Annotated in this window: 25 protein-coding genes; 5 read left to right on the top strand and 20 right to left on the bottom strand. The window is 44.3% G+C overall.

What is annotated here, in order from left to right; genetic code table 11:
* Window position 1: 1 nt before the first annotated feature.
* From ACTQ50_RS09610 to sdaAB, 6 genes are all read right to left on the bottom strand, one after another.
* Entirely contained in the window at window positions 2–1159 is a 1158-nt protein-coding gene (locus tag ACTQ50_RS09610; protein ID WP_441484006.1) for a LicD family protein, read from the bottom strand.
* A 158-nt stretch (window positions 1160–1317) separates the two neighbouring features.
* Entirely contained in the window at window positions 1318–3597 is a 2280-nt protein-coding gene (locus ACTQ50_RS09605) for a LicD family protein (protein ID WP_441484005.1), read from the bottom strand.
* 3 nt (window positions 3598–3600) lie between these two features.
* Window positions 3601–4932, bottom strand: a complete 1332-nt coding sequence (locus tag ACTQ50_RS09600) for an adenylyltransferase/cytidyltransferase family protein (protein ID WP_441484004.1) — start codon at window positions 4930–4932, stop codon at window positions 3601–3603.
* 151 nt (window positions 4933–5083) lie between these two features.
* Entirely contained in the window at window positions 5084–6241 is a 1158-nt protein-coding gene (locus tag ACTQ50_RS09595; RefSeq protein WP_441484003.1) for an acyltransferase family protein, read from the bottom strand.
* 223 nt (window positions 6242–6464) lie between these two features.
* Window positions 6465–7346 carry an L-serine ammonia-lyase, iron-sulfur-dependent, subunit alpha gene (gene sdaAA / locus ACTQ50_RS09590; protein WP_441484002.1) on the bottom strand — a complete coding sequence of 294 codons (882 nt, stop codon included), beginning with the start codon at window positions 7344–7346 and terminating at the stop codon, window positions 6465–6467.
* Between the two features lie 647 nt (window positions 7347–7993).
* Window positions 7994–8653: an L-serine ammonia-lyase, iron-sulfur-dependent subunit beta gene (gene sdaAB, locus ACTQ50_RS09585; RefSeq protein ID WP_226822847.1), complete on the bottom strand. Its 660-nt coding sequence runs from the start codon at window positions 8651–8653 to the stop codon at window positions 7994–7996.
* 324 nt (window positions 8654–8977) lie between these two features.
* Between sdaAB and tagD the strand changes: the two genes are divergently transcribed.
* A complete protein-coding gene (gene tagD, locus ACTQ50_RS09580) occupies window positions 8978–9367 on the top strand; it encodes a glycerol-3-phosphate cytidylyltransferase (protein WP_226822846.1) in 390 nt (129 codons plus the stop codon).
* Between the two features lie 106 nt (window positions 9368–9473).
* On the opposite strand, the gene arfA is transcribed toward tagD, so the two are convergent.
* Window positions 9474–10973 carry an arabinosylfuranosidase ArfA gene (gene arfA, locus ACTQ50_RS09575; protein WP_441484001.1) on the bottom strand — a complete coding sequence of 500 codons (1500 nt, stop codon included), beginning with the start codon at window positions 10971–10973 and terminating at the stop codon, window positions 9474–9476.
* A 245-nt stretch (window positions 10974–11218) separates the two neighbouring features.
* On the opposite strand from arfA, the gene ACTQ50_RS09570 reads away from it, so the two are divergent.
* Window positions 11219–12043 carry a helix-turn-helix domain-containing protein gene (locus ACTQ50_RS09570; RefSeq protein WP_441484000.1) on the top strand — a complete coding sequence of 275 codons (825 nt, stop codon included), beginning with the start codon at window positions 11219–11221 and terminating at the stop codon, window positions 12041–12043.
* A gap of 20 nt (window positions 12044–12063) precedes the next feature.
* Here ACTQ50_RS09570 and ACTQ50_RS09565 read toward each other — a convergent pair whose 3' ends face one another.
* From ACTQ50_RS09565 to ACTQ50_RS09515, 11 genes are all read right to left on the bottom strand, one after another.
* A complete protein-coding gene (locus ACTQ50_RS09565) occupies window positions 12064–12954 on the bottom strand; it encodes a glycosyltransferase family 2 protein (protein WP_441483999.1) in 891 nt (296 codons plus the stop codon).
* Between the two features lie 68 nt (window positions 12955–13022).
* Window positions 13023–13523: a hypothetical protein gene (locus tag ACTQ50_RS09560; RefSeq protein WP_441483998.1), complete on the bottom strand. Its 501-nt coding sequence runs from the start codon at window positions 13521–13523 to the stop codon at window positions 13023–13025.
* A 98-nt stretch (window positions 13524–13621) separates the two neighbouring features.
* Window positions 13622–14575 carry a type IV pilin protein gene (locus tag ACTQ50_RS09555; protein ID WP_441483997.1) on the bottom strand — a complete coding sequence of 318 codons (954 nt, stop codon included), beginning with the start codon at window positions 14573–14575 and terminating at the stop codon, window positions 13622–13624.
* Between the two features lie 144 nt (window positions 14576–14719).
* Complete coding sequence (locus ACTQ50_RS09550; RefSeq protein WP_226822841.1) at window positions 14720–14869, bottom strand: hypothetical protein; 150 nt, start codon at window positions 14867–14869, stop codon at window positions 14720–14722.
* Between the two features lie 23 nt (window positions 14870–14892).
* Window positions 14893–15018, bottom strand: coding sequence for a prepilin-type N-terminal cleavage/methylation domain-containing protein (locus tag ACTQ50_RS09545; protein ID WP_226822840.1), 126 nt, complete (start codon window positions 15016–15018; stop codon window positions 14893–14895).
* Between the two features lie 14 nt (window positions 15019–15032).
* Window positions 15033–16418, bottom strand: coding sequence for a recombinase family protein (locus ACTQ50_RS09540; RefSeq protein WP_441483996.1), 1386 nt, complete (start codon window positions 16416–16418; stop codon window positions 15033–15035).
* Window positions 16354–17727, bottom strand: coding sequence for a recombinase family protein (locus ACTQ50_RS09535; protein ID WP_441483995.1), 1374 nt, complete (start codon window positions 17725–17727; stop codon window positions 16354–16356). The genes ACTQ50_RS09540 and ACTQ50_RS09535 overlap by 65 nt, the downstream gene beginning before the upstream one ends.
* Window positions 17684–18232 (bottom strand): hypothetical protein, encoded by a 549-nt coding sequence (locus tag ACTQ50_RS09530; protein ID WP_441483994.1) that lies wholly within the window; start codon window positions 18230–18232, stop codon window positions 17684–17686. Before ACTQ50_RS09530 ends, ACTQ50_RS09535 begins: the two co-directional genes overlap by 44 nt.
* Before the next feature lie 203 nt (window positions 18233–18435).
* Window positions 18436–19392, bottom strand: coding sequence for a hypothetical protein (locus tag ACTQ50_RS09525; protein WP_441483993.1), 957 nt, complete (start codon window positions 19390–19392; stop codon window positions 18436–18438).
* Window positions 19393–19729: 337 nt separating this feature from the next.
* Complete coding sequence (locus ACTQ50_RS09520; protein ID WP_441483992.1) at window positions 19730–20749, bottom strand: alanine-zipper protein; 1020 nt, start codon at window positions 20747–20749, stop codon at window positions 19730–19732.
* A gap of 337 nt (window positions 20750–21086) precedes the next feature.
* Entirely contained in the window at window positions 21087–22043 is a 957-nt protein-coding gene (locus ACTQ50_RS09515; RefSeq protein WP_441483991.1) for a hypothetical protein, read from the bottom strand.
* Window positions 22044–22348: 305 nt separating this feature from the next.
* On the opposite strand from ACTQ50_RS09515, the gene ACTQ50_RS09510 reads away from it, so the two are divergent.
* Complete coding sequence (locus ACTQ50_RS09510) at window positions 22349–22693, top strand: hypothetical protein (protein ID WP_441483990.1); 345 nt, start codon at window positions 22349–22351, stop codon at window positions 22691–22693.
* A 256-nt stretch (window positions 22694–22949) separates the two neighbouring features.
* Here ACTQ50_RS09510 and ACTQ50_RS09505 read toward each other — a convergent pair whose 3' ends face one another.
* Window positions 22950–23309: a hypothetical protein gene (locus tag ACTQ50_RS09505; protein WP_441483989.1), complete on the bottom strand. Its 360-nt coding sequence runs from the start codon at window positions 23307–23309 to the stop codon at window positions 22950–22952.
* Window positions 23310–23446: 137 nt separating this feature from the next.
* A complete protein-coding gene (locus tag ACTQ50_RS09500) occupies window positions 23447–24436 on the bottom strand; it encodes a hypothetical protein (protein ID WP_441483988.1) in 990 nt (329 codons plus the stop codon).
* A gap of 384 nt (window positions 24437–24820) precedes the next feature.
* Between ACTQ50_RS09500 and ACTQ50_RS09495 the strand changes: the two genes are divergently transcribed.
* Together ACTQ50_RS09495 and ACTQ50_RS09490 are read left to right on the top strand one after the other, a co-directional pair.
* Entirely contained in the window at window positions 24821–25087 is a 267-nt protein-coding gene (locus ACTQ50_RS09495; RefSeq protein ID WP_226820562.1) for a type II toxin-antitoxin system Phd/YefM family antitoxin, read from the top strand.
* Window positions 25080–25340 carry a Txe/YoeB family addiction module toxin gene (locus ACTQ50_RS09490; protein WP_441483987.1) on the top strand — a complete coding sequence of 87 codons (261 nt, stop codon included), beginning with the start codon at window positions 25080–25082 and terminating at the stop codon, window positions 25338–25340. The genes ACTQ50_RS09495 and ACTQ50_RS09490 overlap by 8 nt, the downstream gene beginning before the upstream one ends.
* Window positions 25341–25482 lie beyond the last annotated feature (142 nt).

Here is a 25482-nt window from a genome sequence, read left to right as displayed (position 1 = left end):
TCTACTTCCAGAACTTCTCAATCTTCGCCTTCAGCTTGGTACGTCCTGCCTTATCCAGCACATCCAGGTAAATATGCTGGATCTCTTCATCAGGAATAAAGATCTCATCATTCTTAAGGCTCTTCACAGTCGCCCTGGTATAAGGCTTAAATGCCTTCTCAAGAGCCGGATAGTCCTTATTCTTATACAGATTTATAATATAATCTTTATTATCCAGATAATACTTCTCAAGCTCAATTTTATAGGCACAGAATTTTACATAATTCCAGCTCCAGTTCAGATACTTTTTCGTTCTGGCAGCACGTCCGGATTTCTTTCTGGTGCGCATACGCTTCCGGATAAAGCTCTTCTGGCTGCCCACTTCCTGGAAATAGTCCTCATAACGGATCCGGGCACTTACCATCTCCGATACCTTCGGGGTATAGACCGGCAGCACCTTCTGCTGATAGTCTGTCCCATAATACCTGGTCAGATACGTATTGGTATCAGCCGGGACTGGAAATTTCTTCCCCTCAAGCTCCACGGTTCTGGTCTCGTCAAAGGTTTCCACTGGAAAATATTTCGTCTTTTTCTTCAGACGCACTACGTACTCCTGGGTGTTCTCCACATTCATCCGCCTGCAAAGCATACGGTACAGGCTTTTTCCCAGACGGCCTCTTCCAGTGATCAGGCGAAGCCTCATAGCAATTCTGCAAAGTGCCCTTTTCTTGCTCCACCGGTCTCCATAGTAGTCTGCCAGCTCATTCCAGCCAACCTCCTGGGCTCTTGTCCACAGATGCGCCAGCCGGAAACGCTGTTTTCCACGAAGAGGCAGGATATCCACGCCCATACCGGGATATTTGTAGTTTCTTCCCTCATTCAGACGGAAGCATAATGTATTAAGATCTGTATAACGAAGGAAAAATCCATAAAACCGCTTATTATTATTCATGGATTCCACAATTCTTCCATCCTGCGGCTCTCTTTCAAAAGCCTGGCGGAAGCGCTCCATGTCCGCAGTGCGCATATAAACCACTCCGGCATGAGGGCTGGTAACCTCCTGTCCGGTAACACAGCACAAAGTCAGCTCCGGTTCCAGATAATACGGGATTCCTTCTCTTTTACATATTTTGTCTATTTCACTCAGAAGCTTCACAACTTCCTTAATCTCTCTGTTCAAACTATGTCTGCTCCCATCTATCCATTCATAGTCATTTTTGTGTTACTGTTCACTTGTAATATTCTGCGAGGTGTTTTTTATAAACGAAGTTCACAGAAACCCCGGGAACCTGGCGCGAAATCATGCAAATACATGATTTGTGCATATTTCAGTCTTTTCTACACAAGTTCTTTCACCAGCTGCTGCAGTTCCTCTACACTTCCATATCTGCCAAGCCACTGGTCCAGATAATCAGAAGCATCCCCGGCCTTTGCATAAACAGCCGCTCTTCTGCTTCCTTCATAAAGATCTGTAAAGAAAATCCTGGCAAGCTCTGTGCGGACAAAACCTGTTCCCATCTGCCGGACAGCTTCCTGGTAATTCTTAAATGCCGCATCTGTCTGGCCCTGTTTTCTTCTCACGTCACCGATCACTTTATATACCTGTGCACGCTTTTCCTTGCGGATCTGACAATCCTTAGCCCGCTCTGCAAGCCACTCCAGATCATCCATTTCTTTGGCATAAACCAGATCCGTACGAACCTTTGCCAGCTCCGTCGGATAGCCCAGACGCTCCCAGGCTCTTGTCAGTGCACGCTTATAAATCTCTGTATCGTTATTCTCCGCAGGACTTTCAGCATTTTCCTTATCGATCCGCTTCAGGATCTCTTCCACCAGTTCTTCCATCTCCTGACGTGTTTTCGCCACATTTGCCCGGGACAGATAATAGTATTCCCGTACTGGCAGATTATCAGGCAAAAGCCGGTACCAAAGATCCATCAGCTTCATGGCGCCCTCTTTCTGTCCATGGTCCAAAAGCATCTGGCAGGTTTTCACCGTTTCTTTTCCATAAGGATTCAGGAATTTATCCAGCTCCAGCTGGGTAATTCCGTTATTGGTCTTCTCCCTTGCCTGGGCAAAAAGCTCCAGTGCATCTGCACATCTGCCTTTCATCCAGAGAAGCTCTCCCTTATATTTCAGGAAATAGCCGTCCTCCGGGAAAATCCGAAGCGCCTCATCCATATAAATCTCCGCTTCCACCACATCAATGCCATTGCGGGCACGTTCCATGAGAAAACGGCTCTTAAACTTCACAAAGCCCGGCACTTCCGGGTAGCGCTCCATCAGCGGCGCCAGTGTATCCTCCGCCTCCTGGTAGCGTTTAAACTCATAATCACAGACAGCTCTTCTGAAAAGCTCAATGTCGGATTTCAGCTGTGCCATATCAGAGGGCAGGGTTCCTGTCTGCTCCTTCACAACCAGCATACGCCATGCCTTGCCGATCCGCTCTGTGTAAACCAGAGTAAGCATTGCCGCATAGAAGGTCTCATCACTAATATCCAGTAGCACCGGATGATAAAAGGCATAAATACCGCCAAAGTCCTCTCTTCCAATAAAAGGAGCACTTAACTGTATCTGAAAATATCTGTTAAAAATCTCATTTAATTCTTTAAAATCACGTTCTTCCAGAAGCCCCTTAATTCCCTGTGGATGCTCAGAAATCCGCGCCTGCAGATCCATCACCGTACTTTTTGCAAGCAAAAGGTTACGCTTATGCTGCATCCTGTGGTTGCGTTTGGCTCCTGCAAGAGAATAAATCTTGCGCCACACAGAATCCCTGCGCAGCTTGCCCTTGCGGATACCTGGCAGATAATCGTCACGAAGCTCTTTGTACGTGATTCCCTCTACGGTAACCGCGTCATGGGACTCTCTCTCCCCGTGAGGGGGAATGTAAGACCACTCATCTCCATAATGCCAGATCAGATAATCACTCATCCGGTTCGGCACCATGACCTTAATGTTTTCAAAATTCATATATTTCACAGGGAACATCATGTCCTTGTCAAAAAGGAACGGACAGCCTCCCCAGCGCATTGCATAGCGTGGACAGTCGGCCTCCTCATAGGAATACATGATCTTCTCCAGTTTCTTCAGTGTACGGTCTTTTCCCAGAAAGGTATAGGAAAACAGCCACCGCAGATAGGTTGTCACCGGGATTTCCCAGCGGGCACCATATACCACTACCATATTTACCAGCTCGGAGTAGATCATCATATGGGTGCGGTATTTCTCATATTCCTTATCATCAGCTGGAATGGGATCCAGAGTCAGCACATCAATGATCTCACCTGCACTGTCCCTTCCTATGATCTGGTGCTTGTGCAGGGCACAGCTGTCCGTAGCAACATATCTGGGAAATGTGTTGGTGTAATTCCTGTCCACGTCCACGCACTGAAGGGCGCGGTGCTCCGGAAGTACGGAGCCAGAGATCTCCACCAGTTTGTTCCAGTCGTCTCTTGGCATATAGATATCCACGTCGTCGTCCCAGGGAATAAAGCCCTCATTTCGCACAACGCCAATGGCAGTACCTCCCGCCATTACATATCTCAGATTATTCTCTTTACAGATTTCATCCAGCTCACGGAAAAGCTGCAGCAGATGTTCCTGTTTCTCTGTCATTGGTTATCCTCTCTGGTCTATGATTTCCAGAATGTCTGCCAGCGTCTCTGATTCTTCATTAAAAAGCCTGGTACATTCCGTTCTCTCGTCACTGATCATGATCAGCAGTTCCTGTAAAAGATAACGGAGTCCGTTACCCTCAAAGTTAAAGCAGAACCGCTTCAAGCCCTTACTGTCGTCAATCTTCGCCTCAAAATATCCGGTGTTCCACCAGTCGTCCGGAATGGTCACGCGCCCCTTCGTTCCAATTACAACAAATTCGTCCTCCACATCTACTGAGGATCCGATTTCGATCGTGGCAAGCGCATCCTGATACTTCATGGTGATCATATCGTAAATGCAGTTCCCGGACTTATCCCTCACTACATTTGATTTCACTTCCTGGTAATCCTTGCCCAGAATCTTAATGATGGCACACAATGGCAGAACTGCGGTCTCGGAAAAGCTTCGTCCGCCTTCGAAATGATCCTGGGAAATGGAACATTTCACACACACAATATCTCCCACAAGAGCGCTGTGTGTCTGCCATACAAGCTGATTAAACGCCCGCAGATACACCAGATTGATCTTCTCCACAAGAAGAACATGGTGTGCCGCAGCCAGTGCAAACAGCTCCTTCAGCTTCTCTTTATTCTCCGCCATAGGCGCATCACTGATCACATATTTCCCCTGCTCCAGTGACCTGCGGATGTACTTCTCGCGCTTCTCCTGGGCAGTCTTAATATATACCATATCCACCTGGGACAAAAAGCAGTCAAAACCCTGCTCCCACTCGCTGGTATCCGCTCCCACACAATAGTAGGAATCCAGCTCATATTTATCACAAAAAGACTTGGCAGCCTCTTCATTCTCGGAAAAAACGCATTCTACATGAAGACCGCTGACGTATTTTGTCTCCCATACAATACCATTATCCTTGTCGTCATCTGTAACCACACCGACTGTGTAGGTGATTCCCTCGCCCCGCAGCTTGGTGCTGGAAATATTCTTGGTGCGCTCCAGATATTTCACATCACAGTAGTTCTTCAGATAATCGAATTTACCGCGCCAGTCAGACCCCAGTACAAGAAGATCTACCTTATATTTAATAATATCACTGAGCTTCTGTCCCTGATATTCCTCAATAATGATCTCGTCGGCAAAACCGGTACGGCGCACATTCTCAATCCTCTTCAGAAGACTGTCCCGCACATTCAGCTTCCCGCGCTCAATGTCGTAGCTCTCGCTGGTCACGCCCACGATCAGATAATCGCCCAGCGCCTTGGCACGCTTCAAAATATTATAATGCCCTTCATGGAACAGATCGAATGTTCCGTAGGTTATCACTCGCTTCATATTTTTTACCCCTGTAAAATTACTCCCTGCCAACACACAAATCCATTACTATTCGCATTCCCCTCCCCTTGGGTATAGCTTAACCACGATTCTGCAAATAGCAACCCTAAATATAATTAGTATAACATTTTAAGCAAAGAAAGACAATCCCTCAGGACTGTCCTTCTTCATGCTCTTCCTTCTCTTCCGTATCCAGCATGGCGGCAAGCTCATCAATTGCCATCCGCCGCTGGGCTAATACTGCAAATCTGTCTTCCTCGTCATTGTCATACTCGTCTTCCAGTCCCTCATCTTCCACCTTCTTCTCACGTTTGAAAAGAATGAATGTGATAAGACCCATGATGTTGGTGTAGATCCAGTCCACCGGAAGGCTTCCTAGTATCAGCACAAACAGTACCGATATTCCAAACAGCACCCACACATTCAGAAGCTGTGGAATGTTCAGGATCATAAGTCCATTCATCAGGATCAGGATGGGATAATGGAAAAAGTAAATCCCCATTGTATTCCTTCCCAGGAAAATAAATGGGTGGCGCTTGTCCGGCATAAGGGCAAGCAGTGCAAAGATCACGGTAAAGGAGATGAGATACATCATTCCCCTGACTACCATTCCCTGTACATTGTCCATTCCGCTGGCCAGATAAGAATGATTGCCGCGGAAAAGGTCTACCGGAATGTTATTGCCGATCATATAATTAGTAGCCACAAATAACAGGATGATCACAAAAAGTGCTACCACGATCTTCCCTTTAAACTTACGGATCACCTTGGTATATTCGCTCTTCCACAGATATCCTGCCACAAAGAATGGGAAAAATACCACGATTCTGGAAGCGGATAAAAATGTGCTGAACTCCATCCTGGTTCCTGCCCACAAAGCGAAAATAATGCTAAGCGGTACAATAAACCGGATTTTTCCAAAAGCTTCAATGGTCAGACGGTATGCAAACAATGCAAGCACATACCACATAACCGTTCCGGATGGACGAAGCAGTTCGTAAGCCATGTTCGTCCCCAGCCAGATCTGTGACGCCCAGGTAAGCGTGTACCCCAGAATGTAAGGGATCAATAAATTCTTAACATTCTTTAGCACATCCTGAGGCTTCTTGGACAGATAACCTGAGATAAAAATAAACGCCGGCATATGGAAAATCGTAATTCCATACCAGATAAAGCGCACCACCTGGTCTACCTTCACCAGCTGAAATGCAATAATATGGTTAAAAACCACGAGAAAAATCAACAGTATCTTTATATTATCTACAAGATAGGAATATGGGATTTCCTGTTCCTTGGTATTCTTGCTCATCTTCGCCACCTTTATACCCCCAACATGTTTGTAAACACAGACATGTCAAATTTATGAATAAAGGATAACATACTTTTGCATTTTATGGAACAGTTTTTTAATATTTTGAAATATTTTCCTTATAAGTCAGTTACTGTTCACGACCTTCACAGCAACACGCTTCGCAGAATATTATCTGTACGTATTAACCCCAAATTCTCTCATGTTTCTTTTTACAGCTGTATTATTCTCCGAATACCTGCTTATGCAGCTTTCGCCCGGTTGGAGTAGCTGCCAGGCCGCCTTCTGCGGTTTCTTTCAGGGCAGTTGGCATTACGTCGCCTACCTTTTTCATGGACCAGATGACCTCATCTGCGGGGATGGCGCTTCGGATTCCTGCTAAGGCAAGCTCCGCTGCTACGAAGGCTCCGGCTACACCGGAGGCGTTTCGCTTAATGCAGGGGATTTCCACCAGACCTGCCACTGGGTCGCATACAAGGCCCAGGATATTTTTAAGGGAAGTGGCTATTGCGGATTCGATCATGTCGGGTGTTCCCCCTGCCAATTCTACAATGGCCGCGGCTGCCATGGCTGACGCGGAACCGCATTCTGCCTGGCATCCTCCCTGGGCGCCTGCAAGGGAGGCGTTATTGGCGATCACCATTCCCACTGCGGATGCAGTAAAAAGGGACATAACGCATTCTTCTTCGGTAAGATCATATTGTTCCTGCATGGTAAGCACTGCTGCAGGCACGATACCACAGCTTCCTGCTGTGGGAGCTGCTACGATTCTTCCCATGGAGGCGTTTAATTCTGATACTGCAAGAGCCCGGTAGAGAGCTCCGCCAAGGAGAGGGCCGGTGAGATTTCTGCCTTGTTCTACCGCGGTCCGCATCCGGTAGGCGTCTCCGCCGGTAAGTCCACTGGTACTTTTCAGGTCCGGGGCACTTCCAGGCTGGATGCAGGATGCCATAACCCGGTAATTGTCTCTCATTTTTTCGTATATTTCCTGCCTGGGCAGTTCCATCTGCTCCGCCTGCTGCGAAAGGACCAGGGTGGACAGGCGGGTGCCTTGTTCTTTTGCGGCTTTTAGCAGGGATTCTATTGAATGGTAGTTTAAGTCCACGATTGTTCTCCTTTTTTTGAATTTACCAAGTTGCTATTTAATGTGTTGGTCGTTATCCCGGACGCGATTTCACAATGTATATTCACCGCCGCGCGTCGCAACGTTCCGGCAAGCTAGCTGGTAACTACGACTAAGGCGCTCGGGAGAGCCCTCTCGCCTAAGTCTTCGTAACCATCGGATCTCGCCTCCACTAAAACCGCTCCTGAAATGCGCGGCTACGTGAATATACATTGCAAAATCGCTGGTTATTGGCAGAGGGAAGAAAGAAACAGTAACGACAACAATGGGGGGGTGGGTGACGTAGCTGCTATCCCGCATATTTACTGGCTTTTCTAATCTACCGTTGCCAAAAGGTATCGGGAAACCAACACATGTAACCACCACCCAGGTGAAAGTTTCTATGTACCAGCTAGTCCCAGCCAGTACACAGCATTTGGGCAATGGGGATTACTCCAGCGAACCATTTCAGGCGCGTTCTTAGCGTAGATGAAATCCAGCGCTTACGAAGACTTAGGAGTGACGGCTCTCCGGAACTCCTTAGTCGCAGTTAGCGATTAGTTCATCGTAGCGTTGCGCCGGTGAGTGAGTAATCCCCATTGTCCGAATGCGTCCCTCTTCGACGAACTTTTCAACCCACAAAATAGCAATTACACTCGTTCTAACATTGTACTGGAATAGATATTCTCCAGTTGGTTGATCCGTTCATTTAGTTCGGGGCCGAAGTGAGTGTCGCTTTCGATGGTCATGACAGCCAGGCCGCCTTTGGTTTCGCGCGCCAGGTGAAAATTGCAGATGTTTACTCCGTACTCTGCCATCAGCTCAGTAACTGCAGCAATGGTTCCAGGCGCGTCCTTGTGAAGCACGATCAATGCAGGATTCTGGCCGGTAAGGGAAACCTCCATTCCATTTACACGGGTAATCAGGATATTTCCGCCGCCAATGCTGCTGCCACGGAGGGAGACCTTCTCTCCATCAGCTGCTGTAAGGGTGATTTCTGCGGTATTTGGATGGGCGTCTTCTAACTCACCTGTCTCGATCTGGATTTCCAGCCCCTCTTTTTCTGCCACATCCAGGGAAAAGCGGATCCGTTCATCATCCGTCTGCATTCCCAGGATTCCAGCCACCAGAGCCTTGTCCGTACCATGACCTTTGTAAGTTTTTGCAAAAGATCCGTGTAAAAAAATGTGCGCTTTCACCGGCTTTTTCCCGAGAAGCGCCCGGGTTACAAGCCCGATCCTTGCAGCTCCCGCTGTATGTGAACTGGATGGTCCGATCATCACCGGGCCCAGAATGTCAAATACATTCATACTAAAATTCCTCTTCTTTTTATTCAGATGCTGCCTATTCGTTCAGACATCCTTCAGATGATTTCCCGTTGCTGTTCATTTCGTTCGCAGCAACAATTTCTCACCTGCCCTGTTATTGTTCCATCTTAACATTAAAACATACGATTTACAACATGGTTGGATTTTAAAAAATCTGCGAGGTTTATTTAGCTGCTGTTCATGAAATAAATAGTAACCATTTATTTTCCGCAAATACTGTGGTAAAATATCAGTGTTCATGACCTGAGCAGTAACAGTAAAATAATCCTATAAAAATGATCGCGGAAAATGAAAGGCAGACAATTCATGAAACGAGTAATTACCTACGGTACCTTCGATCTGCTGCACTACGGACACATCAATCTGCTCCGCAGAGCCAAGGCTTATGGAGACTATCTGATCGTTGCCTTGTCTACAGACGAGTTTAACTGGGATGAAAAGCATAAAAAATGTTATTTTTCTTATGAAAAAAGAAAGTCTCTCCTGGAGGCCATCCGCTATGTGGATCTGGTTATCCCGGAGGAAAACTGGGAACAAAAGATCAGTGACATCAAGGAATATCATGTGGATACTTTCGTCATGGGAGACGACTGGGAAGGGAAATTTGATTTTCTGAAGCCTTATTGTGACGTGGTGTACCTGCCAAGGACCCCGGAGATTTCTACCACTCAGATTAAAGAGGATCTGCAGAAGTAAGATGTGTAGACATTATTTCATCAGGGATTTCGTGTATAGCGAAATCCCTGATTTTTATATGTTTGCAAGTAACTATTCCGCGAGGTGTTTTTTTGTGAACGCAGCATTATTTTCCAAAGCGGATCATATTCCAGCTATGCTTGCCGAGAACAGTGCTTAATTTACCGCCGTCCACCTTCGTCGCTGTGGATTTCACCGGAACTACGTTGTCCGGGTTGGCTTCTGTATTCACAGCCTTCATATCATCATTGGTAAGCACAATGTGCTCTTTCACCTGATAGCCTTCAAACTGGCGCAGGTCACAGCTTACCTCCAGATCTTCCTCCAGACTCTTATTGACTGCAAAAACCGTAAGGGTATCCTCTTCTTCATTCCATACACAAACAGAATCCAGATAGGAAACATCACTATAATTCTTACTATCGTATACTGGAGCCAGAACCTGTGTATTCAGCACTGTTCCGCGGCCAAAAACGCTGGTGTACATATATGGATAGAAAATGGTCTGGCGCCATGCACCTGTGTCAGAGGTCATGATCGGTGCGATTACATTTACCAGCTGTGCCAGACATGCCATTTTCACACGGTCAGCATGGCGAAGAAGGGTGATCAGCATGCTTCCAACCAGAAGGGCATCTTCGAAATTGTATACATCCTCAAGCTGGTGCGGTGCCTGTCCCCATTTTTCCAGTTTCTCGTCAGCCTCATTGCTGTGGTACCAAACATTCCACTCATCGAAAGAAAGGTTGATGCGCTTTTTGCCATGCTTTTTCGCACGTACCGCGTCGCAAATGCTGACAACGCCGGAGATAAAGTCATCCATTCCTTTGGAATTGGCGAGGAAATCCGGAGTATCGTCTGCAGCATTGCCGTAGTACTGGTGAAGAGACATGTAATCTACCAGGTCATAGCACTCGTCCAGAACGGTGTATTCCCAGTCTCCGAAGGTAGGCATGCCAAGGAAGGAGCTTCCGCAGGCAACGGTCTCGATCTCCGGATCCAGCATTTTCATAATACGGGAGGTCTCTGCTGCGGTTCTTCCGTATTCATAAGCAGTCTTGTGTCCCATCTGCCATGGTCCGTCCATCTCATTTCCCAGACACCAGGTCTTAATATTGTGAGGAGCGGCGTGTCCGTTTGCCTTACGCATATCACTGTAGTAGGTGCCGCCTTTGAAGTTGCAGTACTCCAGAAGGTTTCTGGCTTCCTCCGGGCCTCTTGTGCCAAGGTTGACTGCCATCATTACATCTGTATCCGCTTTCTTCGCCCAGTCTACAAACTCGTCCAGACCGAAATGGTTGTTCTCGATCACGCCCCAGGCCAGCTCTGGTCTGGCTGGTCTTAATTCCTTGGGACCTACGCTGTCCTCCCAGCGGAAACCGGATACAAAGTTACCACCTGGGTAACGGACGATAGGAACCTGCAATTCTCGTACCAGTTCCAGGGTATCCTTGCGGAAGCCCTGCTCGTCTGACAACGGGCTGCCTTCCTGATAAATGCCTTCGTAAACAGCACGTCCAAGCTGTTCAATAAAGGAACCGAAAATTCGTTTATCCACCTTGCCGGTGAGAAAATATTTGTCGATGATGATCTGTGCTTTTTTCATGGGTATCCTCCTTTTATTTCGCCAGGTCTATGGCAGATTTCTTATGAACCATCGAACCGATTGTGATTTCCAATATTGCAATTTCACATTGCATACTTAGCGGTCTTACCTTGACCGATTCCTGTGTTTTCTATTTTTCATTTTAATAAATCATATATTTTTTACCAGTTTTTTTCTTCCGATATAGTTGACTTTTTTTCCGATAATCATTACAGTGAAAGAAATGGGAAAAAGGAGGCTTTGCCATGAATTTTTCTACGATTTCGGATGTGGATTTTTCCATTCAGTTCTGCGAATATAATTACTCCAATCCCGATTACGACCAGATTTACCGTCCAAAGGGCAGTGGAGATTATCTGTTCCTGCTTTTTAAAGTACCAATGAAGGTCTATCGGGACCAGAAGTTTCATATTTCCAGGGAAAATGCCTGTATTCTCTATGCACCAGGCTGCGAGCAGCATTATAAGGCGGTGCAGAAATTCCGAAACAGTTATGTGCATTTTTCCTGTCAGGAGGATCCTGGGGAAAGGTTTGGGATTCCATTAAATACTGTTTTTTATCCGGGGAATTATGAGGATATTGATGAATGCATCCGTCTTCTTCATAAGGAGCATATTTCAAATGATTTATTTTCCGATGAGTACGAGTATACTCTTTTTCGGCAGCTTATGATCACAGTTGCCAGAGGACTTGAGACACAGCAGATGAGGGGAAATGTTGCCGACGGGGACGGGCTTTATTTTGAATTCCGCAAGCTGAGGCTGGAAATGCTGACCAACTACGCGAAACCGTGGGATACAGAAGAGCTTTGCAGGCAGATTAATCTGGAAAAAAGCCAGTTCTACGCCTGCTATCAGAAATTTTTCCACAGTACGCCTCACGCAGATCTCCTTCAGATCCGGATGGATAAGGCGAAGAACCTGCTGACCAACGAAGCACTGACTGTGCAGCATATTGCACAGATGTGCGGATTTTCGGATTATTCTCATTTTAGCAGGTATTTTAAGAAGCAGACGGGATGCTCCCCGGCGCAATTTCGGAAGAGGTTAATGGAGACCGTTACTCTGTAACGGTCTCCACACGATCGCTCCTACCGATATTTCCATATTCCGTGAAGTGCATAGGACAAGAAAAAGCAGGCACTTTTAACCGGGCCATAACCAACATAGCGGTATACCTGATAGGTCATGGCTGCGGATTTCACCTTATTTCTGGATTTGCCGCCTTCGGAGAGGCGGTATTTCAGATAGGGCTCATTGATTCCTGTGGCGTGTCCGTATTTGCGCACTACCTTCAGCCAGGTAATGTAGTCCTCGTGGCTGTCATCGTGCTCCATGGGAAATTCCAGGGCCACTTCACGGAGAAGCAGTACAGAGGAGCAGTTTATGCTATTGTGTTTCAAAAGTTCATGGTAATCCAGGCGGGATTTGACAGGGATATATTTGCCTGCGGAGGTGCCGTCTGGCGCCATAAGATCACGGCCTGTGGAGCAAATCACGTCGCCTGTTTTCTCAAGGGCATTCAGCTGTGCTGTCAGCTTGCCTTCCTTCCACCAGTCGTCTGCATCCAGAAAGGCTACGTATCTGCCCTTTGCCATGGAAACACCACGGTTACGGGAACCGGCGGCGCCAAGGTTGTGCTCATTTTTCACATAGAGAAAATCCGGGCGGTTCTCCCACGGTCTCAATGCCGGCCGGGTCCCATCTGTAGAGCCATCATCAATGACGATCAGCTCCAGAGGTACGTTCTGAGCATAAACAGACTGAACTGCCTGGGCAATGTATTTCTCGCCGTTGTATACGGGCATGATGACAGAGACCAGGGGGGACGGGCTTTCTACCTTATCTGAATTCTCTGCTGTGCATTGATTACGATTTTGGGTTCCGCTCTGGTTCGTTCTTTGATTTTCGCTCTGTCTCATGACCGTTTTTATCTTTTTATCGCCACCTTGTACCGTTTTCCGATTCTCTGCCTTTTCCAAGTTCTATACTCCTGTCTTTCACGAATATGATTTTCCCCATTATATCGCAGAACCCAGGATTCGTCCAGTCAGGCCAACCCAAACTCCAGCAGCAGCTTATTTCGGAACTCACGGTCAGTGCTTGCCTTTAACAGCTCACTGATACGATCTGCTAAAATGAGCTTCTCACTTAGAGTCGCCATTTCGTCTTGACCTTTCAATCGGCCTTCCTGTTCTCCTTCTTGTCTTCCCTCCTGTCTTCCCTCTTGTCTTCCCTCCAGCCTGCTATCTCGCAGCATCTCTTTAATCGCTTTACACATATCAAATCCACCTCCTTCAGCTTTTACCTCTTGTTTTATAAGTTTCAAGTTTCGGATCCCTGCCATTACGGACAGGAGGTCATAGGCATCTTCTGGTAAGTTGGCGAACACTGCCTGGTTTTCTTCTATGTATATTTTTAGTTTCGTTTTGTCATTAGTTCTTTTTAAAAATCCGCAAACCTGGCGCAGGTCGGTTTTAAACCATTCTTCATTTGGGAAATGACGCATTTCGAAAATCAGGAGTGGTTTTTCTATAAACAGTTTCTTCAATTCTTCCGGAAACCTTTCTATCCAGAATATTTCATGTAAAAATTAAAATCTAAATAACTTCTTTTTAAGTTTCACATTGATTAATTTTCATATCATTGCTAATTAATTTTCTGCCATCTTTCGTTATCGTAATTATCTGGTCCTGATGGAGCAACAATCCCTGAACTTATTTTTGATATATATAAATTTCCATTATCATCTTTATAAATATCACCAGCATTTACATAATTAAAGGAATGGTTTCCCTTATTAGATTCGTCTGCCGAAGTATAAACAGCACCCGTACACTTTCTGAAAATGTCCTCGTTACCGGGTTTATTAGGACCTACCCATTGCACATCATCAACATCATGACCATAACGTATATTCGTTATAACATAATATGAACCATCCTCATAATACAAATCCCCAATGTTAAGCTTTACAGTTCCTGATTTCGGATACACTTTTGCCTTAGCTGTAACATAACTCCAATTTTCAGAAGATGGTTTTGATGGTTTTGATGGTTTTGATGGTTTTGATGGATCCGTTGGTGTTACTGTAGGATTTAACGGATTATCTGGTATTGGCGTTACTGTCGGACTGTCACTATCGCTTCCACCTTCCCAATAAAACGAAACATACTCATCCATTCCACTCATAGGTGGATGATATGTAACTATACAGTATCCATCTGGTCCGGGCTGTCCTTTCCAATAAGGCTCTCCTGCTTTAGAAGACACACCTCCAATCGTAATCGGCTCAGCGGTCTGCCAGCCAGATTGTTTTTGTTTCAATGGTGTTACGGTAATGGTATAAACATTATTCTGTGAATCATATATCGTCTGATTCGTATCCTTCGTATAATACGCCGTGGTATCCCCCGTTATCGCGGCCATCATCACTTCCGCGTACGCGGATCTGACGTCGGAGAGGTCTACGGCTTCGCGGCTTTTTTCGAGCTGGCTGGTGAAAATGGGGATTCCGATCGCTACTAATACAGCAATTATCGCTACTACGATCAAAAGTTCTGCTAACGTAAATCCCTTGGCAGATTTTATTTTTCTCTTCATAAACATCCCTTTTTCTTATGTATTTGTTGCTGAAAAGCACACTTTTGCTTTTTAAGGATAGCACATAGACCTTCCGAAGTCTACAAGCATTTTCGCCAAAATAATGCCGCATTTTCGTGAAGGTTGCGCAACGGATAAAATCTCTTATTCCAACTCGCTCCACTCATATTCCACCACTGCCCTGGTTCCCAATGCCCCGGGATCGCCTATGCCTTCATAGTAGTAACTTTCCCCGTTTCCATAGACAATTACCCCGAACCACTTCAGTTCCGGATCCGTCCGCTTGATTTTCATATTGTTGGAAATTCCTGTTTTTCTTAAATGGGGATAGAGCAGGAAACCAGTGCCGCTATAAGCGCCACAACAATAAGAAGTTCTGGGAGAGAAAAACCTTTGGTAGTTTTGCAAAATACCCGACAGCATCTTCCATACCAAAATCCCACTCTCTTATTAGAAGCTACGCATTATCGGCTTCCCCAGCCTTCAGCCGGATTCCGTCCATAAACGTGACTGTGCTCACACTCCCCTGGGCAACCAAAATTTCCAGAACCAGCATCCGTTTCTTCTTTGCCGCATGCTGCCATGCAGGGTATTTCCCGGTCAGTTCCTGCATCTGGGAGGCACGCAGGCTTTCCAGGGGATTTCCCTGGGAAACTTCTTTTTCCCAGTCTGGTAAAAGGTTGCCACGCCTGGATACCAGTTCTGCCCACGCCAGGCTCAGCTGCTCCTCTATTTTCTCTTCAGATACGGGCTGCGCCTGGCAGGTTTTCCTTTTTTCCCCGGCGGTATTGATGCATTTCCACTGGCTTTTGCCCCTCTTTTTCACGAATCTGCCGCCGCATTGGGAGCAAAAAATTTTCCCATAAAAGGGCTCCAGGCTGCCGCTTCCCAATTCCCGGATCTGGTGGGTTTTCTTGAAAGCTTCAATTCTCTTTTGCTCCAGCTGGGCTGCCTCCCACAATTCACGCTCTACGATAGCCTCGTGATTATTTTCTATATAATACTGGGTAAGCCTGCCGTCATTTTGCTCCAGCTCCCTGGTGAGAAAGTCGCGGACATAGTATTTCTGCATAAGCAGATCCCCTTTATATTTTTCATTTCGGAGTATGCGAAGGACGGAAACTGCTGCCCAGCGGGGCTCGCCGTGTACCCCTGGGACTTTTTCCTCATTGAGCTTTCGGGCTATTTCAGACGGCTGCCAGCCTTCCAGAAAATCCTGGAAAATGCGCCGCACCACTTTCGCCTGCTCCTGGTTCACGATCAGATGACCGGCTTCGTCTTTGTCATAGCCCAGAAAGCCGGTAGTATTGATATGGGGAATGCCTTGCTGGAACCGGGATCGGATTCCCCACCTGGTGTTTTCCGAAATATTTCGGGACTCCTCCTGGGCCAGACTGGACAAAATGGTAAAAAGCAATTCTCCCGAAGCCTCCATCGTATTGATTCCCTCTTTTTCAAAAATCACAGGAATTCCAAGGCTTTTCAAATGTCTGGCATAATGGAGGCAATCCCGGGTGTTCCGGGCAAAACGGCTGATGGATTTGGTAAGCACCAGGTCTATTTTTCCCGCTTCGCAGGCTGCGATCATACTTCGGAAGCCAGCCCTTTTTCGCGTCCCAGTCCCGGAAATTCCTTCGTCTGAGAAAATCCCTGCCAGCTGGTACTCTTCTTTTCCATTAATATATTCCGTGTAGTAGGTAATCTGGTTGGCAAAAGAGCCCAACTGCTCTTCCTGTTCTGTGGATACCCGACAGTAGGCCGCCACTCTGTATTTCATATTATCGGGCTGTTTCGCGTCTGAATTTATCTGGTTGGGGGGAATAACCGTAAGTTTCTTTTCCATTGATGTTCTCCTTTCCAATATAGGCTAGGCTGTTTAGGTTTCGAAGGGGATATAATTTCTCGTCTGGTATGCGCACGCCGGTGCAAAAAGCTTTTCCTTTGCGGCTCAGACCATTGCAGATCCACCAGACAGAGCGGTTTCGGGCAATGATCCGGCGCAAGTGGGAGCCGCAATATTTGCAGAAGATCCGGTCTTTGTAGGGGTAGTTGGAGCTGGTCAGTGCTGGAACAGGCTGTAGAGATGTGGGAGGTGAAAAATCGGTTATCTTTTTTCCTGCGGTTGTTTTTCTCACAGGTGATCCTGCCAGCTGCTTCGGATTTTGTTGGGCTTTTTCCCATAGTTCTTCCGAAACAAGTGCTACATGGTCATGTCTGATATAGTACATTTGTTTTTCCCCTTTGTTTCTCACCAGCTTCCGTTGGCTGTTTACATAATATCTCTGGCAGATATAATCGCCTTTATAGGCATGGTTATGGAGGATCCGGCTTACTGTGGAACGGGTGAAGCGCTTTCCGTTCTGGGTGGTGATTTGGCTTTCATTGAGATATCTTGTGATCTCCGCAACACACCAGCCATCTGCTGCCATTTGAAAAATCTCCTGGACAAGCCTGGCATTTCCATCTGGCAACAGCACGCCTTCCTGGCTTTTCCGATAGCCAAGACAACGGTGAAGCTGCTGGATTGGCTGACCTTTTTCGTATTTCCGCTGACGGGATACCTGCGTCAGCCATCTGGAAGTCTCGCTTTCTGCCTGTCCGAAAGCAGCGTAAAGAGTAAGAAGGAGCTCTCCTTCCTGGGAAAGTGTATAGATTTTCTGGAGTTCAAAATAGACATCTATTTCCAGGTTGCGGAGCTGGCGCGTGGTTTTCAGTATGGTGTCGGTGTTGCGGGCAAAACGGGTGATGGATTTGGTGATGATCTGGCGGAAATAGCCGTCCTGGGCATCCCTCAGCATCTGGGAAAAGCCTGGGCGTTCCTCTTTGTAACCGGATACACCAAAATCGTAATAGATTTTTGTCAGCAAATATTGGGGATTGTTTTTCATAAAATCCTGGTAGTGCGTAATCTGATTTTCCAGAGAATCCTGCTGATGAGGGTGGGTTGTGGATACGCGGCAGTAGATGGCAGTGGGAATCCGGGGTGGGGATGGAGTTAGGGCGTGGGATGGCAGGTTAATTGATTTTCTGGCTGATTTTTCGGGGCTTTCCTGAAATGCAGCCTGAGGGCTTGTTGGGAGTGGCGCTATCTGACATGATGGAACGGTATTATGGCAAAGGGATGAAAGACTGGAGTTCAGTTGGGTGGGCATGCTGTCTATCCTCCCTTCTCTCTTGGTTTGCCGCTTTTCTTTTTTGATTGTACAGTGCCATTTTTTTGTCGCTGGAGTAGGCGCTGTTGCCAGATAAATTGCGCATAAGGATTTTCCGGGCGGTGGCAAACTCAGGACCTTTCAGCCCAAGCTGATTCAGCCAGATCCGGAATTGATATTTTTCGCTGGATGGTGGTTGTGCATTTTTTCTTGAGGGCACCAGCCACTTGCGGGTGCTGGCGGTTAGGAGAAGTTTTTCCGTAAATAACAGGCAGGCGGCTTTTTCCCCTGGGGGAAATGTGGTTGGGTGGGTGATCAGGATGTGGTTATTTTCCAGGGTGAAGCCTGGAATGGCTTTGATCAGAAGATGGTGTTTGGCTGTCAGGATCACGGACAGATTCCGCCGCGCCGATTCCGTCAGATTGGACAGTGGGATCCGCAAAGACTCCGACGGACCAGGCTGTCCGGTTGGGGGATTGGGGTGAAATGTGATGGTTTGATTCATTTTTTTGACCTCCTCATATGTTTTGGTGAATTCAATATAACATATGGGGAGGGGGATATGTGGGGGACTATTCTTTCCACTGCTGCTTTTAACGGCATGATTTTCTGATATTTCCTTACTCTGGCTACGTATTGTGCATATTCCTTTAGTTAGTCCTTAGCTACCTGTACTGGATATTTTTATAAAACGCTTATAGGAAAAGGTTACTTTGATCGCAGCAAAGCTAATTTTTCTTGCAAACGGAGAATTTCCTGTTCTGCAAGGTCAGCACGTTTTTCTGCCGAATCTGCCCGCTTTTCTGCTGAATCTGCTCGTTTCTTCTCTAGATCAGCGCGTTTCCGTTCTTTTTCCGTATTTTTACGCTCCATTTCAGCTCCAGCCTCATATTCCTCCCTGCGCAGAAGTTCTTCTTCCTCTTTTTGGTTATACTCAAATATACTCATTGCAATAACCTCCGCTCGATTTTTCCGCAAAAAATCTGCCAGAATGTCCTCGTCAATGCACTCTTTGACGGCTCTTTCAACAGCTGATTTTAACGGCATGATTTTCTGATATTTCCTTACTCTGGCTACATATTGTGCATATTCCTTTAATTTCTTGCATTGCTCCATCAAGGCTTTATGATGGCCATCATTGATATTAATCACCATAACCTTCAGTTCCAGCTCCGGATCTCCGCTGAAATTCTCGTATGCATCCGATAAGCGGTGCTCCATCTGCTCGCCGATTTGCTTCTCTCCATTATAAAACACAATAAACCTCGGCGCTGGTATCTTCTGCTGGCGACGGGAATACAGGGAAATCCCATTCAGTTCTACGTATTTCTGGTACTCATTAGCTATGTAAATAAAATCTCTTAACGGAATATTGGGATTATAGGTGGACTGATGTTCCCACAAAAATATATTGAAATCCAGGATAAATGCCAGGTCATTTTTCATACCCATGTAGATGGCATTCTCTAATGTTACGATTTCCAATGCATCCGGATCACTATACTTTTTCCCGTTTAGAGCATTATACAAGGACAAAAGATTCTCCTTATTTGAAAAAAGTGTACGAAAAACATTATCCTTGTACTTTATGTTTGCCCCCGGCACCATTTCTAATTCTTGCTGCAGTTCCTGTTTCTGCACAATTTTCGCTTTCTTGTTTGCCATATTCAATTCTCCCTTCCCAGGAGAGTTGAACATTTATACTTCAGATCTCTCCTGCTCTTAAATGGTTTTGAGTTTAAAAGCATAGATTTCTGAAATGTATTTAGATCACATTAGATGGTGCAGATGCACCTTGAAAATTAGAAGAAATATGCTTTGGATTTATATTAGCATAGGTGGATGGATTTTGGAAGAGGGAATATATTAAATAAGTATAAAATTTATTGTATTCGTTTTGCGATGTATTTTTGGCTAATCTAAAAATATCCAGTACAAGTTTTATACGTTAGCCCTTAACTACCTGTACTGGATATTTTTATAAAACGCTTATAGGAAAAAGTTACTTTGATCGCAGCAAAGCTAATTTTTCTTGCAAACGGAGAATTTCCTGTTCTGCAAGGTCAGCACGTTTTTCTGCTGAATCTGCTCGTTTTTCTGCCGAATCTGCCCGCTTTTCTGCTGAATCTGCCCGCTTTTCTGCTGAATCTGCTCGCTTTTCTGCTGAATCTGCTCGTTTCTTCTCTAAATCAGCACGTTTCCGTTCTTTTTCCGTATTTTTACGTTCCATTTCAGCTCCGGCTTCATATTCTTCCCTGCGCAGAAGTTCTTCTTCCTCTTTTTGGTTATACTCAAATATACTCATTGCAATAACCTCCGCTCGATTTTTCCGCAAAAAATCTGCCAGAATGTCCTCGTCAATGCACTCTTTGACGGCTCTTTCAACAGCTGATTTTAACGGCATGATTTTCTGATATTTCCTTACTCTGGCTACATATTGTGCATATTCTTTTAATTTCTTGCATTGCTCCATCAAGGCTTTATTATGGCCATCATTGATATTAATCACCATAACCTTCAGTTCCAGCTCCGGATCTCCGCTGAAATTCTCGTATGCATCCGATAAGCGGTGCTCCATCTGCTCGCCGATTTGCTTCTCTCCATTATAAAACACAATAAACCTCGGCGCTGGTATCTTCTGCTGGCGACGGGAATACAGGGAAATCCCATTCAGTTCTACATATTTCTGGTACTCATTAGCTATGTAAATAAGATCTCTTAACGGAATATTGGGATTATAGGTGGACTGATGTTCCCACAAAAATATATTGAAATCCAGGATAAATGCCAGGTCATTTTTCATACCCATGTAGATGGCATTCTCTAATGTTACGATTTCCAATGCATCCGGATCACTATACTTTTTCCCGTTTAGAGCATTATACAAGGACAAAAGATTCTCCTTATTTGAAAAAAGTGTACGAAAAACATTATCCTTGTACTTTATGTTTGCCCCCGGCACCATTTCTAATTCTTGCTGCAGTTCCTGTTTCTGCACAATTTTCGCTTTCTTTTTTGCCATATTCAATTCTCCCTTCCCAGGAGAGTTGAACATTTGCACCTCAGACCTCTCCTGCTCTTAAATGATTTTGAATTTAAAAGCATAGATTTCTGAAATGTATTTAGATCACATTAGATGGTGCAGATGCACCTTGAAAATTAGAAGAAATATGCTTTGGATTGATATTAGCATAGATGGGAGGATTTGGAAAGGGGAAATATATTAAATAAGTATAAAATTTATTGTATTCGTTTTGCGATGTATTTTTGGCTAATCTAAAAATATCCAGTACAAGTTTTATACGTTAGCCCTTAACTACCTGTACTGGATATTTTTATAAAACGCTTATAGGAAAAGGTTACTTTGATCGCAGCAAAGCTAATTTTTCTTGCAAACGGAGAATTTCCTGTTCTGCAAGGTCAGCACGTTTTTCTGCCGAATCTGCCCGCTTTTCTGCTGAATCTGCTCGTTTCTTCTCTAAATCAGCACGTTTCCGTTCTTTTTCCGTATTTTTACGTTCCATTTCAGCTCCGGCTTCATATTCTTCCCTGCGCAGAAGTTCTTCTTCCTCTTTTTGGTTATACTCAAATATACTCATTGCAATAACCTCCGCTCGATTTTTCCGCAAAAAATCTGCCAGAATGTCCTCGTCAATGCACTCTTTGACGGCTCTTTCAACAGCTGATTTTAACGGCATGATTTTCTGATATTTCCTTACTCTGGCTACATATTGTGCATATTCCTTTAATTTCTTGCATTGCTCCATCAAGGCTTTATTATGGCCATCATTGATATTAATCACCATAACCTTCAGTTCCAGCTCCGGATCTCCGCTGAAATTCTCGTATGCATCCGATAAGCGGTGCTCCATCTGCTCGCCGATTTGCTTCTCTCCATTATAAAACACGATAAACCTCGGCGCTGGTATCTTCTGCTGGCGGCGGGAATACAGGGAAATCCCATTCAGTTCTACGTATTTCTGGTACTCATTAGCTATGTAAATAAGATCTCTTAACGGGATGTTTGGATTATAGGTGGACTGATGCTCCCACAAAAATATATTGAAATCCAGGATAAATGCCAGGTCATTTTTCATACCCATGTAGATGGCATTCTCTAATGTTACGATTTCCAATGCATCCGGATCACTATACTGCTTCCCGTTTAGAGCATTATACAAGGATAACAGATTCTCCTTATTGGAAAAAAGCGCGCGAAAGACATTATCCTTGTATTTTATGTTCGCCTCCGGCACCATCTCCAATTCTTGCTGTAGTTCCTGTTTCTGCACAGTTGTCGCTTTCTTTTTTACCATATTCAATTCTCCCTTCCCAGGAGAGTTGAACACTTGCACCTCAGACCTCTCCTGCTCTTAAATGATTTTGAATTTAAAAGCATAGATTTCTGAAATGTATTTAGATCACATTAGATGGTGCAGATGCACCTTGAAAATTAGAAGAAATATGCTTTGGATTGATATTAGCATAGATGGGAGGATTTGGAAAGGGGAAATGTATTAAATAAGTATAAAATTTATTGTATTCGTTTTGTTTTTGTCAAACTTGGATGTATTATGGAAATTCGTTCAACTATGGACGGATCCGTACGGGAAGGGCCGTGTTGGTTGCGATTAGTATTCCGATTTTTACTAGTCAGTTGGAGAAGAGCAGAGAGGCTACTGATTTAGCAAATCTTAGAGCTGCATATGCGGAAGCATCTGCCGAAGCATTAACAGCAGACACTGCACAATATACTGCAGTTACACAAAAAGTTGAAATGAAACAGACCAAGGCTGGTTGGGTTACTGCTAATCCAGAAGTTGCTGGTGTTAAATTTACGAATGAAAATCAGCCATTTGTAGCTGGAACCCCTGTATATGTTACTGTATTTTGTGATGGAAGTAATCCAACTTTTAGTATAACGGAACCAACAGCAACTACAACTAAAAAATTGTATACAAAATAGTTCCAATGAAACTGTAAAAAAATTAGCAGAAAATTGATTAATCGAACCTTTTTTTGGGGGGCAGACCCAAAGGTTCGTTACAGTTACCAGTGATGGTATGGCACCTAAAATTTCAATCAGCGCTTCATGATAAAATTGTTTTATGAATATAATTAATATTTAATTTGAAATAAAAACAGCATATTTGAAGCGGAGATTATAATATATCTCCCTTCAAATATGCTTGTTTTACAATAAAATTGGGTTTTGTTAATTTCTATTTATATGTACACTCAGTAATTGCACCGTTTACATATTTAAAAGTAACAGTTGCGGAGTCTATAGCTGTTCCACCATCAGTAGGAGCTGTAAATGGAAGATCTGCTCCTTCTCCATTCCAACTATCTGCTTTTTTAGATTTAATAGCAACACCAGATACATTAACATCGCCAGTGATTGCACCAGTATCAAAATCTGTAGCTAATGTAGCCTTACCACTGCTAGATCCAGTTAAAACGGCTGTCTGTGCTTCTGCATAGGCTGCACGAATGTTACTGATAGATACTGCATCTCTAGACTTCTCCAACTGAGAAGTAAAGATCGGAATACTAATCGCAACCAACACGGCCCTTCCCATCCCAATTCCCCCATAATTGAACAAACTCAATTCAAAAGAAATCCCCCTAAAAGCCGCGGATTCTCACTAATCTTTACACAATAAAATTTCCAGGCAAATAAAGTGGTAGCCCTCAAAGCCACCACCCAGCTTTATCTTCACGCAATCCCCAACTCAGCCATCAATTTTTTTCGATACTTTTTATTATTACTTGCCTGCTGTAAATCAGTAATACGCCCAGCAGAAATTAATTTTTGAATTAATTTGCTCATCTGTTCTTCTGCCTCGCGCTTGCCTTCCCGTTTGCCTTCTCGTCTACCTTCTCGTTTACCTTCCCGTTTACTATCCCTCATCATATCATCAAACGCTTTACACATATCAAATCCACCTCCCACGTTTTCAACATCTCTTTTTATAAGTTTCATAGCCCTAATTCCCGACATTACGGTAAGTAAATCAAAAGTGTCTTCTTCTAGTCTAGAGAAAACAGCTTCATTCTCTTTTACATACTCTTGTAATGCCGTTTTATCATTCGTTCTTTGCAAGAATCCACAAACCTGTCGCAAATCTGTCTGGAACCATTCGATATTTTGGAAATGATACACTTCAAAAAGCAGCATTGGTTTCTCTGCAAATAATTTCCGCAGTTCTTCCGGAAAAACCCTTGTCCTAGTCAGATCGTCCATTTGAAAGGCTGCCTGCCAGCGCTCTTTTCCAAAATAGATTACAATTTGAAGCACTGGATAAAAACGATCTGTCTTTTTCATTCCAGAAAGCCGCTCCGGACTGTCTTTTAAATCATCACAGTTTTTATGCGCCTTTTGCAGCTTTTTCCACTGGTTATAGTAATCTGTCCCTTTCTCATGCAAAAGTCTGACCGGCATTGCATAATGCTCTAATGTCTGTATCTGAATCATAAACAAAAATTTCAGGTTCTTCCATGCCATCATAATAGATAAATCCGGCGTATTTTCTATAGCGACAACTTTGTTGTTTTTCCTATAAACATTATGTATCACCGGATTTTTCTCTACCAAATTATCAGTTGTAATAATCTGTCTGCCCTGAAAGACAATTCCATTCAAAAGATCAACAATCCGCCGTGGATCCTTAAAGTACTCAATTGATGTTGCGTTCTCTTCCCGCATGCACACTCCTTTCTGCGTATGAAAAAGGTCATGTAAAGTCATGTGCGTAACACAGAAATGAACATTTTGTACTACTATCAGTATATACATATATTCAATATATTTCAAGTATTAGTATACGAAAATATAACTTCACAACAACCCGTTTCATACCTATAAAAAATATTCATAACAAATTGGAATTACCTGACCGAATGACCAGATTGAGATTTTTCTTTGGTAAAAGTAGGTTAAGTATACGACTTGATAAATGGTCTTGTCAATCAGAAAATTAAGGTTTATGTCTTGCAAAGCTCTTTAAATTCTTTTTCAAATCCCGTTGACTTTCTCATAAATCCTCCATATAATAAAAGTACAGAATACTGTACGTAAAGGAGTGATCATATGTTAGCAGTTAATTACACCAATTTAAGAGAGAATATGAAAAGCTGCATGGACAAAGTTACTGACGATTACGAAACCATGATCGTTACCAGAAAAAATAACCGCAACGTCGTAATGATGTCCGAAGAATCCTACAACAACCTTTTGGAAAATCTTCATGTGATGGGAAATAAAGCGAATTATGACTGGTTAATGGAATCCAAGGCGCAGTTAGAATCCGGGCATATGTCTGTCCATGATTTAAAAGAGGTTGGTCCTGATGAATAAAGTATTTACAGATAATGGCTGGGCAGATTATGTTTACTGGGAAACCGAAGACCGGAAAACTCTCAAAAAAATCAATGCCCTTATAGAAGATATATGCAGAAATGGAAATACCGGAATTGGGAAGCCAGAGCCTTTAGTTGGCAATTTAACCGGCTATTGGAGTCGCCGAATCAATGATAAAGACCGGCTGATTTATAAAATTGATGAAGAGAATGTTTATATATTAGCTTGTCGTTATCATTATAGTAAATGATAAAATATACAACTGACTTTTTCTCACTAAATGTTAGTGACTTCATGAGCTGTCACTGATGTGATTTCATCGCCTGTCAGTAGATTGTTCAGTTTTCTGTCTTTGTTTATGTTAGCAGACTGGGGAGTTTCCCTCCCCAGAG

Origin of the sequence: Blautia sp. Sow4_E7, assembly GCF_052116245.1 — a bacterium.
GTDB lineage: Bacteria > Bacillota > Clostridia > Lachnospirales > Lachnospiraceae > Blautia_A.
The sequence above is the reverse complement of the archived record's forward strand: the minus strand, read 5'-3'. Positions and strand labels throughout refer to the sequence as shown.